Here is a 15,405-nt window from a genome sequence, read left to right on the forward strand (position 1 = left end):
CCTTATTCGGCGGCAACACGGAAGCTGCGCGCTTCAGATGGGAAGCGACAAATTACTGTCGTACCAATATCAGCTCCAGTTTCAATTTCCACACGCCCGCCATGCAATTCGACAAAGCTCTTCACGATGGAAAGGCCAAGCCCCACGCCGCGTCTGCGCCCGCCGTTCTGATAGGCCTGGAAACGCTTGAACACCGTATCAAGCACATCGCCCGGCATCCCCGGACCGTCATCATGCACAGCAAACAGGATATCCGTGCCATCGCGCACAACTTGCAGCGAAACAGTCGAGCCTTCCGGCGCGTAATTGGAAGCGTTGGATAGAAGATTGAACAGCACCTGACGCACGCGATTGGCATCGGCTCTGAACAACTCCACATCGTCAGCGATTTCGATATTGAGCGCAATATCATGCTCTTGCAGGCGCTCACTCACGCGCTTTGCCGCGGCCGAAATCTCGTCCATCACAGCAACATCGTCAATATCGAGCTGCATGATACCAGCATCGACTGTTGCAAGATCGAGAATATCGTTGACGATAGTCAGAAGCACGGCAGATGACGTGCCAATATGATCGAGATATTCGAGCTGACGTTCATTCAGCGAACCGAAGGCAGGCGTTTGCAGCAATTCGGTAAAGCCGATGATATTGGTCAACGGCGAGCGCAACTCGTAGGAAACGTGCTGCACAAAGTCGTTCTTGATCTGATCGGCAAGCGACAGCGCTTCATTCTTTTCCTTAAGCGCCCGTTCAACGCGCACCGTATCGCTGACATCGATGAAGGTCAGCATCGTTTGGCCCTTTGGCAGCGGCACCACGGCATAGGAAAGGATGATGCCATCATCCAGTTCCACCTGTCCCATACGGCCGTTGCGCTCATCAAGGAAGCCAGTGACAGAGGAAACAAAGTCATCCCAAAGACCGTTTCCGCCGCGCTGACCGCAAAGCTTGGAAATGGTTGAGATATGCGTGCCTTCAACGGTAATGGCTGCAGGCAGCGACCAGAGGTCAGCAAAAGACGGATTGGACAAACGCAAACGACCGTCAGAACCGAACACAGCGACCGCTTCACCGAGGTGGTCGAGCGTTTCTCCCTGTACCTTAATCAGCGTGTTGTAACGGCCTTCAAGCTCGAATTTCTCGGTCATGTTCTCGAAGAACCACGTCACGCCGCCCTGCGGATGCGGATTGGCAACGACGCGCAGGATACGGGTATCCGGCAGATGCCACATATGCTCTTCCGGCTCGACAGCGCGATAGGCGGCGAGAAGCGAATCCTTCCATTTGCGCCATTCCGGCTGCTCTGGAAGCTTGCCTTCCGAGCGCAGACGATCAAACAGCAGTGTGTTGCTTGGATGCGTTTCAAGCCAAGCTGTGTCGAGCGACCAGAGCGAAACAAAAGCCTGATTGAAGAATTGCAGCTTCATGTCGGGATCGAAAATCGCCACAGCGGTTGAAAGCTGATCGAGCGTCTCGGCATGGCTTTTCAGGGTGCGGCTCAGTTCTTCGCGTATCTGTTCAACTTCGCTCAGATCAAAGCCAAGCCCAGCAGAACCCGCCTCTGCACTCACATCTGTCACATCGAACACGCGGCGGTCGCCACGTATGACGGCGGGAAGTTTTTCATAGAGATCAGGCTCGGCAAACCGATCACGTTCCAAGCGCTGGCGCGCCTGCGCACCGAAGAGTTCACGACGCTCAGATGTGGCCTGTGTGCCGTCCACTGCATCCACAGCACGCGCATAGGCGGCATTGACCCATTCCATACGACCATCTGCGCCGCGTAGCCAGACCGGCTGCTCAAGACGATCAAGCAGGTGGCGAAGAAGTGCGAGCTTTTCAGACAATTCGCGGTTCTGTGCCTGAAGCGCTGCGCGCTCTGCCTGCACGCCCTGAAGCCCCAAGAAACGCACAATCGCAAAACTTCCCGATGTGCGGCCATAGACGTCAAGCAGGGTTCCATTGCTGGTTTCGACCGTCAGATCGAATGCATGGGCCTGTTCGCGCAAGGAGGAAACCGCACGCTCAAGCTCGGTCACGGATTGCGGGCGCAACCAGCGGCCAAAAGCGAGGAAGTGTGAACGATCCTGCGGCGCGCCACTATCAAATGGCAGTTGGCCGACAACATCAGCGCGCGCGCCATTTGCGTCCCAGACAATGGCGCGCTGGTCTTTGAGATTAAGCAGTGCTTCACTGCGCTGTGCTGCCAGATTCATATCTGATAGGCGCGACCGCAGCTCATTGTTTTCCTGTGCGGTTTTCGAGCGATCGCGGATAAGCCAGCCAGCCGAGAGAAGGGCTGCACCCAAAGCGCCCAGAAAAATCGAAAACTGGATGACTTCAAAAGCACCCACGCTGCCACCAAACGGCAGAGCAATACGCGTTGCGTTTTCAGCGCCTTGTGCAAAAGCTGGAACAGCCGCAACCAATGCGGCAAAAGAGACTGAAGCCTTGAGAACAACCCATTTCAAAGGACGAAAGCCAAGCGAAAGCGTTGCTTTCAGGTGCCTGCCTGCGCTGATTGCAGATTGTGTCTGCAAACTCCCCGTTGAGCCAACTTCTGGCATATGTTCCGTGTCTCCGCCGCCCGACTGCCGATCCTTAAAAAGGTGCAGCCGTATTTCAAAAAACGCCATTCTGCCTCTCTCACATCGCCAAATGCAAAGAGCCAGACATGTTTCGCGGTTGAATACGCCATCCGTCTTTCACCCCAATTGGCAAAAAACGCTGAACGCAAACACCCGTCAAAACACATTGATTCGTCTTCACAATACCCTTCCGGGGATTCCGCGTGAAGCATGTTACGCGCAAAAATAAAGGCCGGGCAGTGTTAAACTGTCCGGCCTACAAGATGTAGCAGTATGGTTAACAGATAATTAATACCTGTAGTGTTCTGACTTGAACGGACCCTGTGGTGTTACGCCAATATAAGCGGCCTGTTCGTCCGAAAGCACGGTCAATTTCGCGCCGAGCTTGTCGAGATGCAGACGGGCAACCTTTTCATCAAGGTGTTTTGGCAGAACATAGACTTCGTTCTTATACGCATCAGTACGCGTGAAGAGCTCGATCTGACCCAGAACCTGATTGGTAAACGAAGCCGACATCACGAAACTTGGATGACCCGTTGCATTGCCGAGATTGAGCAGGCGACCTTCCGACAGAAGGATGATGCGCTTGCCATCCGGGAATTCAACCAGATCAACCTGTGGCTTCACATTGGTCCATTTCAGGTTACGCAGTCCAGCAACCTGAATTTCATTGTCGAAGTGACCGATATTGCCAACAATCGCCATATCTTTCAGCTTGCGCATATGATCAAGCGTGATGACGTCTTTGTTGCCGGTTGTCGAAATCACGATATCAGCAGTCGAAGCCGCATCATCCAGGGTTACGACTTCAAAGCCATCCATTGCAGCCTGAAGCGCGCAGATCGGATCAACTTCCGTAACCTTCACGCGGGCACCAGCACCAGCGAGCGATGCAGCCGAGCCTTTACCGACGTCACCGTAGCCGCAAACGACAGCAACCTTGCCAGCCATCATCACGTCTGTGCCGCGACGGATGCCGTCGACCAGCGATTCCTTACAACCATACTTGTTGTCGAATTTCGACTTGGTGACGCTGTCATTGACGTTGATTGCCGGGAAGGGCAGGAGGCCCTTCTTCTGCAACTGGTACAGACGGTTGACGCCTGTGGTGGTTTCTTCGGTCACACCCTTGATCGCATCGCGCTGACGCGTGAAGAAGCCAGGTGTTTCGGCCATGCGCTTCTTGATCTGTGCAAACAGAACTTCTTCTTCTTCGCTTTCAGGCTTGGAAAGAACGTCTTCACCAGCCTCAGCGCGCGCACCGATCAGGATATACATGGTGGCATCGCCACCATCATCGAGGATCATGTTGGATGGCTCACCATCCGACCACTGGAAAATCTGATCGGTGTAAGTCCAGTATTCCTCAAGGGTTTCGCCCTTAATGGCGAAAACTGGCGTGCCAGTTGCAGCGATTGCAGCTGCTGCGTGATCCTGCGTCGAGAAAATATTGCAGGACGCCCAACGCACATCTGCACCAAGAACCTTCAAGGTTTCGATCAGCACGGCAGTCTGGATTGTCATATGCAAGGAACCGGAAATGCGTGCGCCCTTGAGCGGCTGCGATTTGCCGAACTCTTCGCGCGCGGCCATCAGGCCCGGCATTTCGGTTTCAGCAATATCGAGTTCTTTGCGGCCCCAATCGGCGAGGCTAAGATCCTTGACGACGAAATCCTGACTTGCGGTCATCATCTGCTCCAATCAAATTGATTTTGAAGCCCCGAAATAAAAAATATCGGAGGAGGGGCTTCGACTGGCCATTTGATTAGCAGATCACTCGCGTCAGCACAACATCACATAAAGAGTTCTTTATGTGTGCATATCAACTTAGCGATATTTTTTAATATCAGGCTTCTTCGCCAAACTTATCAGCAATAAGCGCCTGAAGCCCATCAAGCACCGCATCGGCTTGTTCACCCGATGCGCGCACTTCGATGCAGCAGCCCGGTGAGGCCGCCAACATCATCAAGCCCATGATCGACGTTCCGCCCACCGTCATGCCGTCCTTGCTGACGCGGACATGGGCATCAAAGCTGTCCACAAGTTGGACAAACTTGGCCGATGCACGCGCATGCAGACCACGCTTATTGACGATCTCGAAGGAGCGCAGGAGAGAGCTGTCGGCATCATATTCGCCAGTAACAACCACTGTGGGATGCATGAATTACTTTCCTGTCAGGACCTGGCTTGCAACATTGATATATTTGCGTCCTGCATCCTGCGCTTCGCGCAACGCTGTCTTGATGTCGCCGCCAATGCGAACGCTGGAGAGCTTGATCAACATCGGCAGGTTCACGCCTGCGATCACCTCGATCTTGCCTTCTTCCATCACCGAAATTGCGAGATTGGACGGAGTTCCACCAAACATATCGGTCAGAACGATAACACCTCTGCCACTATCGGCGCGGTCCACCGCATCCACGATATCGCGGCGGCGCTGTTCCATGTCATCTTCGGCACCGATACAAACGGTCTCGAAATTGTCTTGCGGGCCAACCACATGCACGACAGCATGGAGAAACTCTTCGGCCAGCCTTCCGTGCGTAACAAGCACGAGTCCGATCATACTTTAAAAGCTCCTGTCGCGTGCCCGCCGCTTCACCCCTTCAAAGGCGCAGATGACACAAAAATCGCCGGAACTCAGCCGACGAGTTGTGCATCTTGGCATTGCAAATCTTGATAGCAAGTGAAAAATTTCACATTTGCCTTGAAAAAAGCAAAATGCCGCAGCGTTGGGCATTTCTTTCAGCGAAGCGCTTATGGCCAGGGTTTGTAAAAGAGACTTGCCTCGATAGCACGCGAAAGCGCGTTAGAATCGCCGTTTGACGAGAGTGCAGGCAACAGCAGACGCGGAATTTCGATACCTTCAAACTGCCAGTTCTCGCTGCTTGGATAGCGTTCAGCCTCTTCGCGGCTGACCAGAATGACAACAAGATCAAGTGGCGCCTGTTTCACATAAGCAACAGTGAAAAGACCCGCGCCACGAATTTCAACGCCGCCGGCGAGAGAATCGGGAACGCTGGCTATCAGCTTGCCACCTTCCACATGCAGCAAAGTGCGATCGTCAGAGACAAGTGAAGCCGCTTCACCACGCGCGATAGCTCGCTCAATCAGTGTCAGTGCGGTCTCTGTTTTGCCCGCGCCCGATTTTCCCATCAGCATAACACCACGACCGCGTATTTGCACCGTCGTTGCGTGAAGACCACTTTTCTGTTCTTCCGGCGTCATGTCAGGTCACGCGATGGCTGGCAGATCAACGGTGAAGCGTGCGCCCAGCATATGATCCGGATCATTGGCATCGATGATGTTTTCAGCACTCAACGTGCCATTATGCGCTTCAATAATCTGGCGGCTGATTGAAAGACCAAGGCCAGAATTTTGTCCGAACGCTTCGGAGGCCGGACGATCCGTATAAAAACGCTCGAAAATACGTTCGATATTCTCAATTGGAATGCCGGGGCCGTTATCTTCAACGAGAACGCGCAAGCGACTGCCTTCACCGCTCAGCGTCACCACGATGCGGCCAGTATCCTCTGGAACAAAAGACCGCGCATTTTCGATCAGATTGCTAATAACCTGACCGAGACGAAGATCATGTCCCGCAACGAAGAAGCCCTTCTTGCCGGACGGCAACTTGCCCGTATTGAAAACAATCTCGGTGCCAACCTTGTTGCGACGGACTTCGCGTGCTGCAAGAACCAGATTATTGAGCAGCGTCTTCATATCCACACGGTCAGAATGTTCGCGTGCCAATTCTGCATCAAGGCGCGATGCATCCGAAATATCAGTGATCAGACGATCAAGACGCCGCACATCATGCTGAATGACATCAAGCAAGCGATTGCGAGAATTCTCATTTTTCGCAAGCGGCAGCGTTTCAACAGCACTGCGCAACGAGGTGAGCGGGTTTTTCAACTCATGGCTCACATCGGCAGCGAAGCTCTCAATCGCCTCAATACGCGTATAAAGCGCGTCAGTCATCGCGCGGATAGACGTTGACAAATGTCCTACTTCATCCTGACGCTCGGAAAAATCCGGAATTTCTTCGCGGCTTTTTACGCCAAGGCGCACACGGTCCGCTGCGGCAGCGAGTTTTCGCAACGGGCTTGCAATGGTCGAAGCCAAAAACAGCGATAAGATCACCATCACCGCCGCAACAACGCCGAACACGCGGAAAACCGCCATACGTTCGCCCTGAACGATCTTGTCGATGTCGTCGCCTTCAGTTGAAAGCAGAAGCACACCCAAAATCGCACGCGATTGCTGAATTGGCACGGCAACCGAAACCACCAGTTCGCCCTGCTGATTGCGGCGCTGCGCTGTTTGCGGCGAGCCACTCAATGCGCGAACGATTTCCTGATAGGCTAGACCATTACCACCCGGCTGTTCCTGATATAGTGGAAGACCACCACCATAAAACAGACGTGAGAACCACATGGTAAAGCGTTCCCATGTGCTCGGTGCGTCTTCTTCAATTGCGGGCAGATCATAACGGAACACCGGACCGCCAGAAGCAAATGCCGGTGCATAAAGCGAACGGGAATCCAGCAGCAGATTGGCGTAATGATCGTAAATACGAGCGCGCGTACTGGTTGGCGAAATCAACTGACGCAGCAGGGGTGAAACTTTTTCCGGATTAATCGGAAATTCCCAATTGTCCGGAGAATCGGGCGAGGGGGTAATGCTTTGCCCTGCCTGAAGCTCCAACAGCTTTTCAGGATCAATCATCAGAGAATTGGTATCGACCGTCGCTGATGCCGAAATTGCAGCGGCAATGATTTTGCCCTGCGTGAGCAAGCTTTCAATCTTGGCATCGATCAGCCCCTCACGGAACTGGTTCATATAAAGAATGCCGGAAACAAGAACGCCAAGCGCCGCGATATTCAGAAACAGAATGCGGCGCGTCAGGCTGGAAAACAGGAACTGACCCAGAAACCGGCTGAAAGGCGCAAAAAGACGACGCAGAAACAGCGAGCGTTGCCGCCGTGCCCTGCGTTCTCTCATCGTCATTGCGCTATCTTTGCGTGTCTCGGCGACCATGTCGCTGCAATCTTGCCTTCTTAAACAATCGCCAGACTGAAAATGTCTGGCGATTTAATCTCTATATCACGCTTCGCGGAAACGATAACCGACGCCGTAAAGCGTTTCGATCATTTCGAAATCATCATCCGTCGACTTGAACTTCTTGCGAAGACGCTTGATGTGGCTGTCGATGGTGCGGTCGTCAACATAGACCTGTTCATCATAAGCCGCATCCATCAGCGCATCACGGCTTTTCACAACACCGGGACGTTGGGCAAGCGAATGCAGGATGAGGAATTCAGTAACGGTCAGCGTTACTGGCTCACCCTTCCATGTGCAGGTGTGGCGTTCCTGATCCATGACAAGCTGACCGCGCTCAAGCGACTTTGCCTGCTGTCCGGTTGGCTTCGCGGTGCCGTCACGCGCTGCGACGCGGCGCAGAACAGCCTTTACACGCTCGACCAGAAGACGCTGCGAGAACGGCTTGGTGATGAAATCGTCCGCGCCCATCTTGAGGCCAAAGAGTTCGTCGATCTCATCGTCCTTGGACGTCAGGAAGATGACCGGAAGATCGGACTTCTGGCGCAGACGGCGCAGCAGTTCCATCCCATCCATACGCGGCATCTTAATATCGAAGATCGCGAGGTTCGGTGGGCGGGTCATCAGGCCGTCCAAAGCAGAAGCCCCATCGGTATAGGTCTCGACGCGATAGCCTTCCGACTCCAGAGCAATGGAAACGGAGGTCAGAATATTGCGGTCATCGTCGACCAGCGCAATTGTCTGCGTTGCCGAAGCTTCCTTCATGCGAACCTTCTCCTTTGTTAACCGCCCCGTTACAGCAGCGGTGCAAATCACCAAACGCCGGTAAGCGCGTTGATCTTATTACAGTCCTGCCGCTTGTGCAGTACAAATTAGGTACAAAATGTGGCAACGGCTTAACTTCCCGGCAAGACCGCTGATAGGCTTTTTTCGCGATGGTTAGCGGAGTGGTTAACACAGTCGAGAACAGTTCCAGACTGTGGATAGCCAACATAACATCTAAATTAAACGATTTAAAAAAAATTCAATATTTTTAAATCGATTAAATATTTGATTTAATTTAATTAATCTGTTTCTGACTGCCATCCCGTTTAAAAAAGACCGGGGCCAACCAAATTTTGAACCATATGGCGGAGAGACCATGAAAGAGATCGGCATCCATAATACTGCCGCTTCCATTTCCACTTCAGGATTGAAGGAACTGTCCGCAGTCTTTTATAATTTTGGACCGGCCCGGCTTTATGAAGAGACCATCCGTCGCGGTGAAGCAGAGCTTTCGGCACAAGGAGCCCTTGTTGCTAGAACGGGCCAACACACTGGTCGCTCACCAAAAGACAAGTTCGTGGTTCGCGATGCAAACACCGAAGATCAGGTCTGGTGGGACAACAACAAACCAATGACGCCGGAAGCTTTCGAGCTTCTCTATGCCGATTTCATTGACCATGCGAAGGGCAAAGAGCTTTTCGTACAGGATCTGATCGGCGGTGCTGACGAAGACAACAAGATCAATGCACGTGTTGTGACTGAATATGCATGGCATTCGCTGTTCATCCGCAACCTGCTGATCCGCCCGGAAGAAGCAGCGCTTGCTTCTTACCTGCCTGAAATGACCATTATCGATCTGCCTTCCTTCAAGGCCGATCCTGCACGCTATGGCGTGCGAACCGAAACGGTGATCGCGGTTGATCTCACCCGCAAGATCGTGTTGATCGGCGGCACGTCCTATGCTGGTGAAATGAAAAAATCGGTCTTCACCGCGCTCAATTACCTGCTGCCTGCCAAGAGCGTCATGCCGATGCATTGTTCGGCCAATGAAGGCCCGAATGGCGACACGGCTGTCTTCTTCGGTCTGTCCGGCACCGGCAAGACCACGCTTTCGGCTGACCCGACCCGCACGCTGATCGGCGATGATGAGCATGGCTGGGGCGAACATGGCGTCTTCAATTTCGAAGGCGGCTGCTATGCCAAGACCATCCGCCTTTCTGCGGAAGCAGAGCCGGAAATCTACGCGACCACGCAGCGCTTCGGCACTGTGCTGGAAAATGTCGTGCTGGATGCAAACCGCCAGCCGGATTTCGATGACGTCTCGCTCACCGAAAACACCCGCTGCGCTTATCCACTGGACTTCATCCCCAATGCATCTGCATCGGGCAAAGGCAACCAGCCAAAGAACATCATCATGCTCACCGCTGATGCCTTCGGCGTCATGCCTCCGATCGCCAAGCTTACGCCTGCGCAAGCCATGTATCACTTCCTGTCTGGCTACACCGCCAAGGTTGCTGGCACCGAAAAAGGCGTGACCGAGCCGGAAGCGACATTCTCTACCTGCTTTGGTGCGCCATTCATGCCGCGCCATCCATCGGAATACGGAAATTTGCTGCGTAAGCTGATCGCCGAACACAAGGTCGATTGCTGGCTGGTCAACACCGGTTGGACCGGCGGCGCCTATGGCACCGGCAAGCGTATGCCGATTAAGGCCACCCGCGCACTTCTCGCGGCAGCGCTTGATGGTTCGCTCAATGATGCGGAATTCCGTACTGATTCGAATTTCGGCTTTGCCGTTCCGGTTGCAGTGCCGGGTGTGGATACCGCCATTCTCGATCCGCGTTCGACATGGGCTGACAAGGCTGCTTACGACGCACAGGCGCAAAAGCTGGTTGATATGTTCGTGACCAATTTCGAGAAATTCGAAAGCCATGTCGACCATGATGTGCGCGATGCAGCGCCAGCAACGCAGATTGCAGCTGAGTAAGAGAAAATGAAATCCTGAGGAGGAGGGGAAGCCCGGTCGAAAGGCCGGGTTTTTCTTTTTTGCAATGGGTAGAGCGTGTCGCGCTTGATCGTATCCACCTCGCTCGCTCTATCCATTTGTTTTTGCGCATGTCTTTATCCCAAAACCGGTTCCCACTTTTGGGAGACATGCGTTCGAAAGCGGTGTATCACTCGTCCTCATGGAAGAAAGCCGCACCACCATCCGCATCACAAACCGCTTGACGATCCACGAGGATCATCTTGAGGAGAGCTTTATCCGCTCATCCGGTCCCGGTGGTCAGAACGTCAACAAGGTTTCGACCGCCGTGCAGCTGCGTTTTCATGCGAGCCAGTCCGGTCTGCCGGAGGATGTGCTTTCCCGTCTCTTCAAACTTGCCGGTCAGCGCGGCACCAAGGATGGCGATGTGCTGATCGAAGCCAATCGTTTTCGCACGCAGGAGCGCAACCGCGAAGATGCGCGCGAGCGGATGATTGCTTTGATACAAGAAGCGGCAGTTCCACCGCCGCCGCCACGCAGAAAGACCAAGCCGACAAAAGGCTCCGTTGAACGCCGCCTCAAGGCTAAATCCGGACGCGCTGACATTAAAAAAGGCCGCGGCAAGGTTTCTTACGATTAAGCGCATCCCGAAAAGTGGGAACCGGTTTTCGGACACAGATGCGCGTAAAAAAATAGACCATTCAGACTTTGGGAACAGACAACATGACGATCAATTATCACGAGCTTGAAACCAGCCATGGCCGCATTGCCGTGCGTGAAAGCGAGGGCCAAGGCGCGCCCCTCCTGATGATCCATGGCAATTCAAGTTCGGGCGCAATTTTCGCACCACAGCTCGAAGGTGCAATTGGCAAAAAATGGCGCGTGATAGCGCCTGATCTTCCGGGCCATGGTAAATCTTCCGATGCGATTGATCCCGATCGCAGCTATTCGATGGAAGGCTATGCGGATGCGATGACGGAAGTCATGCAGAAGCTCGGTATTGCCGATGCTGTCGTTTTCGGCTGGTCGCTCGGTGGACATATCGGTATCGAGATGATTGAGCGCTACCCAGAAATGCGTGGCCTGATGATTACCGGAACGCCGCCCGTGGCGCGTGAAGAAGTGGGGCAGGGGTTTAAGAGTGGACCCGACATGGCGCTTGCCGGACAGGAAGTATTCTCTGAACGCGATGTGGATTCTTACGCACGCAGTACCTGTGGCGAACCATTCGAGGCATCGCTTCTCGATATTGTTGCCCGTACCGACGGTCGCGCCCGCCGCATCATGTTTGAAAAATTTGGTTCTGGCACCGGCGGCAACCAGCGCGACATCGTCGCTCAAGCGAAGCTTCCCATTGCAGTCGTCAATGGACGCGACGAACCTTTCGTCGAACTCGACTTCGTCTCCAGGGTAAAATTCGGTAATCTTTGGGAAGGCAAAACCCACGTTATCGACAATGCGGGACATGCGCCATTCCGCGAAACGCCAGCGGAATTTGATGCCTATCTTGCGCGTTTCATCGAGAGTTGCACAAAATAACTTTTCCCATTCAAACGGCATCAATTGATGCCGTTTGACGGCTTCCCACATCAGCCCCGCGCCCTAACTTGATCTTCAAGATTGTGAAAGGGCAAAATCATGGGCATGACTGTTGCGGATCTTCTGGCTCAAACTTTAGCCGAAGCAGGTGTTAAGCGTATTTGGGGTGTTACGGGCGATAGCCTCAACGGACTGAATGACAGCCTCAGACGACTTGGCAAGATCGACTGGATGCATGTCCGCCATGAGGAAACCGCGGCATTCGCTGCGGGTGCCGAAGCCGCCATTACCGGCGAACTGGCCGTTTGTGCTGGCAGCTGTGGTCCCGGCAATCTGCACCTCATCAACGGTCTGTTTGATTGCCATCGCAACCGCGAACCTGTGCTGGCGATTGCAGCCCATATTCCTTCGTCCGAAATCGGTCTCGACTATTTTCAGGAAACCCATCCGCAGGAACTGTTCCGCGAATGCAGCCATTTTGTTGAATTAGTTTCCAACCCTGCGCAAATGCCCGAAGTGCTGAACCGCGCCATGCGTGCCGCCATCGGCAAGCGCGGCGTGGCTGTGATCGTCATTCCGGGTGACGTTGCGCTCAAGCAGGCACCTGAAGGGGCAAAGCAGACCTGGACGCCAATCTCGCTTCCACGCATGGTTCCGTCAGATCAGGATGTTGCAAAACTCGCAGATATTCTCAACGGTTCGGAGAAGATCACCATTCTGGCAGGCAGCGGCTGCGCTGGCGCCCATGATGCTGTCGTGTCTCTGGCCGAACAGCTGGAAGCGCCTGTCGTTCACGCGCTGCGCGGCAAGGAACATGTCGAATGGGACAATCCCTTTGATGTAGGCATGACCGGCCTGATCGGCTTTTCATCCGGCTATCACGCCATGCTCAACTGCGACACGCTGCTGATGCTTGGCACCAGTTTCCCTTATCGCAACTTCTATCCCGAAAAGGCCAAAATCATTCAGATCGACAATGATCCCTCGCAGCTTGGTCGCCGCGCGCCGCTTACATTGGGTGTGACGTGCGATGTGTCGGAAACAATCGCAGCCCTTCTGCCCAAACTCAAATCCGGTCGCAACACGAAGTTCCTCGATGCTGCAAAGACGCATTACACGAAAGCGCGCGAGGCACTGGATGATCTGGCAGCACCATCAAAACCTGGCCAGCCAATCCACCCGCAATATCTCACGCGTCTCATTGATGAGATTGCTGACGAGAATGCGATCTTTACCGCCGATGTTGGCACACCAACCGTCTGGGCTGCACGCTATCTCACCATGAATGGCAAGCGCCGTCTGCTCGGTTCTTTCAGCCACGGCTCCATGGCCAATGCCATGCTTCAGGCAATCGGCGCAAAAGCTGCGGCACCGGAACGACAGGTCGTTTCGCTTTCGGGCGATGGAGGCTTCACTATGATGATGGGCGATTTCCTGTCGCTCAAACAACTCAATCTGCCCGCCAAGATCATTGTTTATAACAATGGCTCACTTGGCTTCGTGGCCATGGAAATGAAAGCGGGCGGCTATCTGACCTCCGGGACCGATCTCGAAAACCCGAATTTTGCAGCCATGGCGGAAGCTATCGGCATAAAAGGTTTTCGCGTAGAGGAATCCGCTGATCTGCCGGAAGCCTTGAAACAAGCTTTTGCCCATGATGGTCCGGTTCTGGTCGATGTTGTGACAGCTAAGCAGGAACTGGTGATGCCGCCCAAGATCAAGGCCGAGCAGGCGAAGGGCTTTAGCCTTTATATGCTCAAAGCCATCATCAGCGGTCGTGGTGATGAAATCGTCGAACTGGCAAAGACCAATCTTGGTCGTTAGAGCTTATTAAGGTGCTAATTAAGTGCCCGTACTCATTGGATAATTCGGGATCAATTGGCACTTGACCAATTTGACGAGCGCTGTACCTTACTGGCTATTGACTGACCGGGAGCCCCGCTGGTTTCGATAACGGGTTTGATGCAACGACTGAGTAGCAACAACAGGGAGATTTGCCCATGGGAATTTTCGATTTCGTGAAGTCAGTTGGAACCAAGCTTGGTTTCGGCGAGAATGAACCCAAAGCCGATGATCTGAAGAAGGAACTCGACTCGCATAATCTCGGCACCGATGGCGTGCAGGTCAGCGTGCAGGGTGACAAGGCCGTTCTGACCGGCAATGTGAAAGATCAGTCGGCTTTTGAAAAAGCGATTATCGCCGTCGGCAACTCGCTTGGTGTATCGAAGGTTGAAGCTTCAGAGCTGAAAGTCGAGGGTGCCGGAACAACGGGCGCCGAACCTGTCTTCTACACGGTCAAGAAGGGCGACAATCTTTGGAAAATCGCCGAAGCCCAATATGGCAAAGGCAAAGGCGCAAAGAACGACATTATCTTTGAAGCCAACAAGCCAATGCTGACGCATCCGGACAAAATCTATCCGGGCCAGGTGCTGCGCATTCCGCCACTGGAAGGCTAAAGACACAAAGAAAAGGCCGGTTAAACCGGCCTTTTTCATATCTTTCTGAGTGCCACTTCTTCGATCAAATGATCGCTGCCTTTGCGCAGGATAATATCGGCGCGGGGGCGTGTGGGAAGAATATTCTCACGCAGGTTCTTCATGTTGATATTGTTCCAAAGGCCTTCGCCGATGGAACGCGCCGCATCTTCTGAAAGCTGCGAATAGCGATGGAAGAACGACTGCGGATTGACGAAGGCCGTCTCGCGCAGCCGCATGAAGCGATCAATATACCATTTGTGGATCAGCTCCGGCTCTGCATCGATATAGATCGAGAAGTCGAAGAAGTCGGAAACGAAAGGCACCATCTTACCGTCTTCCGGCAGATCGCGGACTTGCAAAACATTGATGCCTTCAAAGATCAGAATGTCAGGCTTGTCGACAATCTGATATTCGCCGGGCAGCACGTCATAGCTCAAATGCGAATAGAGCGGCGCTTGTACATGGCTCATGCCTGCCTTGATCGCTGACAGGAAACGCAAGACCGCGCCCACATCATAGCTTTCCGGAAAGCCCTTGCGTTCCATCATGTTCTGATCACGCAGAACCGCGTTGGGGTAGAGGAAGCCGTCCGTCGTCACCAGATCGACCTTCGGGCTGGAAGGCCATCGGGCGAGAAGTTCTTTCAGAATACGCGCAGTCGTGGATTTTCCGACGGCAACCGAGCCTGCAATGCCGATGATGAAAGGCGTCTTGAAACGCTCTTCCATATTGATGAACTGCTGACGCTGGCGGAACAAAAGCTGGCTCGCTTCCACATGCGCATAGAGCAGGCGGGACAGCGACAGATAAATGCGCCGCACCTCATCCAGATCAATCGGATCGCCCAGCGAGCGCAGCCGTTTGACTTCTTCATAGGTGAGGGTGAGGGGAGTGTCGGCGCGAAAGCCTGCCCATTCCTCGGCCGAAAAAAAACGGTAAGGCGAGTAACGCGACGGCGTTAGCTGGTCCACTTTTTCCCACATATTGTCGC

At 53.7% G+C, this 15,405-nt stretch carries 13 protein-coding genes; 5 read left to right on the forward strand and 8 right to left on the reverse strand.

Annotated elements, in window-relative coordinates; genetic code table 11:
• Positions 1-2 precede the first annotated feature (2 nt).
• The 7 genes from ACOZHT_RS05375 to ACOZHT_RS05405 all read right to left on the reverse strand — a co-directional run bounded on the left by ACOZHT_RS05375 (position 3) and on the right by ACOZHT_RS05405 (position 8,414).
• The gene (locus ACOZHT_RS05375) at positions 3-2,567 is read right to left on the reverse strand and encodes a sensor histidine kinase (protein WP_339509506.1); all 2,565 of its coding nucleotides are present in this window, start codon (positions 2,565-2,567) and stop codon (positions 3-5) included.
• Positions 2,568-2,876: 309 nt separating this feature from the next.
• Positions 2,877-4,277 (reverse strand): adenosylhomocysteinase, encoded by a 1,401-nt coding sequence (gene ahcY, locus ACOZHT_RS05380; RefSeq protein ID WP_339509119.1) that lies wholly within the window; start codon positions 4,275-4,277, stop codon positions 2,877-2,879.
• 157 nt (positions 4,278-4,434) lie between these two features.
• Positions 4,435-4,749 carry an HPr family phosphocarrier protein gene (locus tag ACOZHT_RS05385; protein ID WP_339509118.1) on the reverse strand — a complete coding sequence of 105 codons (315 nt, stop codon included), beginning with the start codon at positions 4,747-4,749 and terminating at the stop codon, positions 4,435-4,437.
• Between the two features lie 3 nt (positions 4,750-4,752).
• Positions 4,753-5,154 carry a PTS sugar transporter subunit IIA gene (locus tag ACOZHT_RS05390; RefSeq protein ID WP_250039414.1) on the reverse strand — a complete coding sequence of 134 codons (402 nt, stop codon included), beginning with the start codon at positions 5,152-5,154 and terminating at the stop codon, positions 4,753-4,755.
• Between the two features lie 191 nt (positions 5,155-5,345).
• On the reverse strand, positions 5,346-5,816 hold the full coding sequence (locus ACOZHT_RS05395; protein ID WP_339509117.1) for an HPr kinase/phosphorylase: 471 nt from the start codon (positions 5,814-5,816) through the stop codon (positions 5,346-5,348).
• A gap of 6 nt (positions 5,817-5,822) precedes the next feature.
• Positions 5,823-7,628 carry a stimulus-sensing domain-containing protein gene (locus ACOZHT_RS05400; protein ID WP_339509116.1) on the reverse strand — a complete coding sequence of 602 codons (1,806 nt, stop codon included), beginning with the start codon at positions 7,626-7,628 and terminating at the stop codon, positions 5,823-5,825.
• 66 nt (positions 7,629-7,694) lie between these two features.
• Positions 7,695-8,414, reverse strand: a complete 720-nt coding sequence (locus tag ACOZHT_RS05405; RefSeq protein ID WP_250039417.1) for a response regulator transcription factor — start codon at positions 8,412-8,414, stop codon at positions 7,695-7,697.
• Between the two features lie 376 nt (positions 8,415-8,790).
• On the opposite strand from ACOZHT_RS05405, the gene ACOZHT_RS05410 reads away from it, so the two are divergent.
• From ACOZHT_RS05410 to lysM, 5 genes are all read left to right on the forward strand, one after another.
• Positions 8,791-10,401 carry a phosphoenolpyruvate carboxykinase gene (locus ACOZHT_RS05410; RefSeq protein WP_339509115.1) on the forward strand — a complete coding sequence of 537 codons (1,611 nt, stop codon included), beginning with the start codon at positions 8,791-8,793 and terminating at the stop codon, positions 10,399-10,401.
• A 199-nt stretch (positions 10,402-10,600) separates the two neighbouring features.
• Complete coding sequence (gene arfB / locus ACOZHT_RS05415; protein WP_339509114.1) at positions 10,601-11,038, forward strand: alternative ribosome rescue aminoacyl-tRNA hydrolase ArfB; 438 nt, start codon at positions 10,601-10,603, stop codon at positions 11,036-11,038.
• Between the two features lie 83 nt (positions 11,039-11,121).
• Positions 11,122-11,937 carry an alpha/beta hydrolase gene (locus tag ACOZHT_RS05420; RefSeq protein WP_339509113.1) on the forward strand — a complete coding sequence of 272 codons (816 nt, stop codon included), beginning with the start codon at positions 11,122-11,124 and terminating at the stop codon, positions 11,935-11,937.
• 99 nt (positions 11,938-12,036) lie between these two features.
• The gene (poxB, locus tag ACOZHT_RS05425; RefSeq protein ID WP_339509112.1) at positions 12,037-13,761 is read left to right on the forward strand and encodes a ubiquinone-dependent pyruvate dehydrogenase; all 1,725 of its coding nucleotides are present in this window, start codon (positions 12,037-12,039) and stop codon (positions 13,759-13,761) included.
• A 176-nt stretch (positions 13,762-13,937) separates the two neighbouring features.
• Complete coding sequence (lysM, locus tag ACOZHT_RS05430; protein ID WP_094578513.1) at positions 13,938-14,393, forward strand: peptidoglycan-binding protein LysM; 456 nt, start codon at positions 13,938-13,940, stop codon at positions 14,391-14,393.
• Between the two features lie 35 nt (positions 14,394-14,428).
• On the opposite strand, the gene coaA is transcribed toward lysM, so the two are convergent.
• Positions 14,429-15,397 carry a type I pantothenate kinase gene (coaA, locus tag ACOZHT_RS05435; RefSeq protein WP_339509111.1) on the reverse strand — a complete coding sequence of 323 codons (969 nt, stop codon included), beginning with the start codon at positions 15,395-15,397 and terminating at the stop codon, positions 14,429-14,431.
• Positions 15,398-15,405: the final 8 nt, after the last annotated feature.

It is taken from the genome of Ochrobactrum sp. EDr1-4 (assembly GCF_049199085.1).
Classification (GTDB): Bacteria; Pseudomonadota; Alphaproteobacteria; order Rhizobiales; family Rhizobiaceae; genus Brucella.

Excerpts from the sequence above, each read along its gene's own strand:
- arfB (WP_339509114.1), top strand. The coding sequence starts at position 10,601 with ATGGAAGAAAGCCGCACCACCATCCGCATCACAAACCGCTTGACGATC.
- lysM (WP_094578513.1), top strand. The coding sequence starts at position 13,938 with ATGGGAATTTTCGATTTCGTGAAGTCAGTTGGAACCAAGCTTGGTTTC.
- coaA (WP_339509111.1), bottom strand. The coding sequence starts at position 15,397 with ATGTGGGAAAAAGTGGACCAGCTAACGCCGTCGCGTTACTCGCCTTAC.
- ahcY (WP_339509119.1), bottom strand. The coding sequence starts at position 4,277 with ATGACCGCAAGTCAGGATTTCGTCGTCAAGGATCTTAGCCTCGCCGAT.
- ACOZHT_RS05410 (WP_339509115.1), top strand. The coding sequence starts at position 8,791 with ATGAAAGAGATCGGCATCCATAATACTGCCGCTTCCATTTCCACTTCA.
- ACOZHT_RS05400 (WP_339509116.1), bottom strand. The coding sequence starts at position 7,628 with ATGGTCGCCGAGACACGCAAAGATAGCGCAATGACGATGAGAGAACGC.
- ACOZHT_RS05375 (WP_339509506.1), bottom strand. The coding sequence starts at position 2,567 with ATGCCAGAAGTTGGCTCAACGGGGAGTTTGCAGACACAATCTGCAATC.
- ACOZHT_RS05420 (WP_339509113.1), top strand. The coding sequence starts at position 11,122 with ATGACGATCAATTATCACGAGCTTGAAACCAGCCATGGCCGCATTGCC.
- poxB (WP_339509112.1), top strand. The coding sequence starts at position 12,037 with ATGGGCATGACTGTTGCGGATCTTCTGGCTCAAACTTTAGCCGAAGCA.
- ACOZHT_RS05395 (WP_339509117.1), bottom strand. The coding sequence starts at position 5,816 with ATGACGCCGGAAGAACAGAAAAGTGGTCTTCACGCAACGACGGTGCAA.
- ACOZHT_RS05405 (WP_250039417.1), bottom strand. The coding sequence starts at position 8,414 with ATGAAGGAAGCTTCGGCAACGCAGACAATTGCGCTGGTCGACGATGAC.
- ACOZHT_RS05390 (WP_250039414.1), bottom strand. The coding sequence starts at position 5,154 with ATGATCGGACTCGTGCTTGTTACGCACGGAAGGCTGGCCGAAGAGTTT.
- ACOZHT_RS05385 (WP_339509118.1), bottom strand. The coding sequence starts at position 4,749 with ATGCATCCCACAGTGGTTGTTACTGGCGAATATGATGCCGACAGCTCT.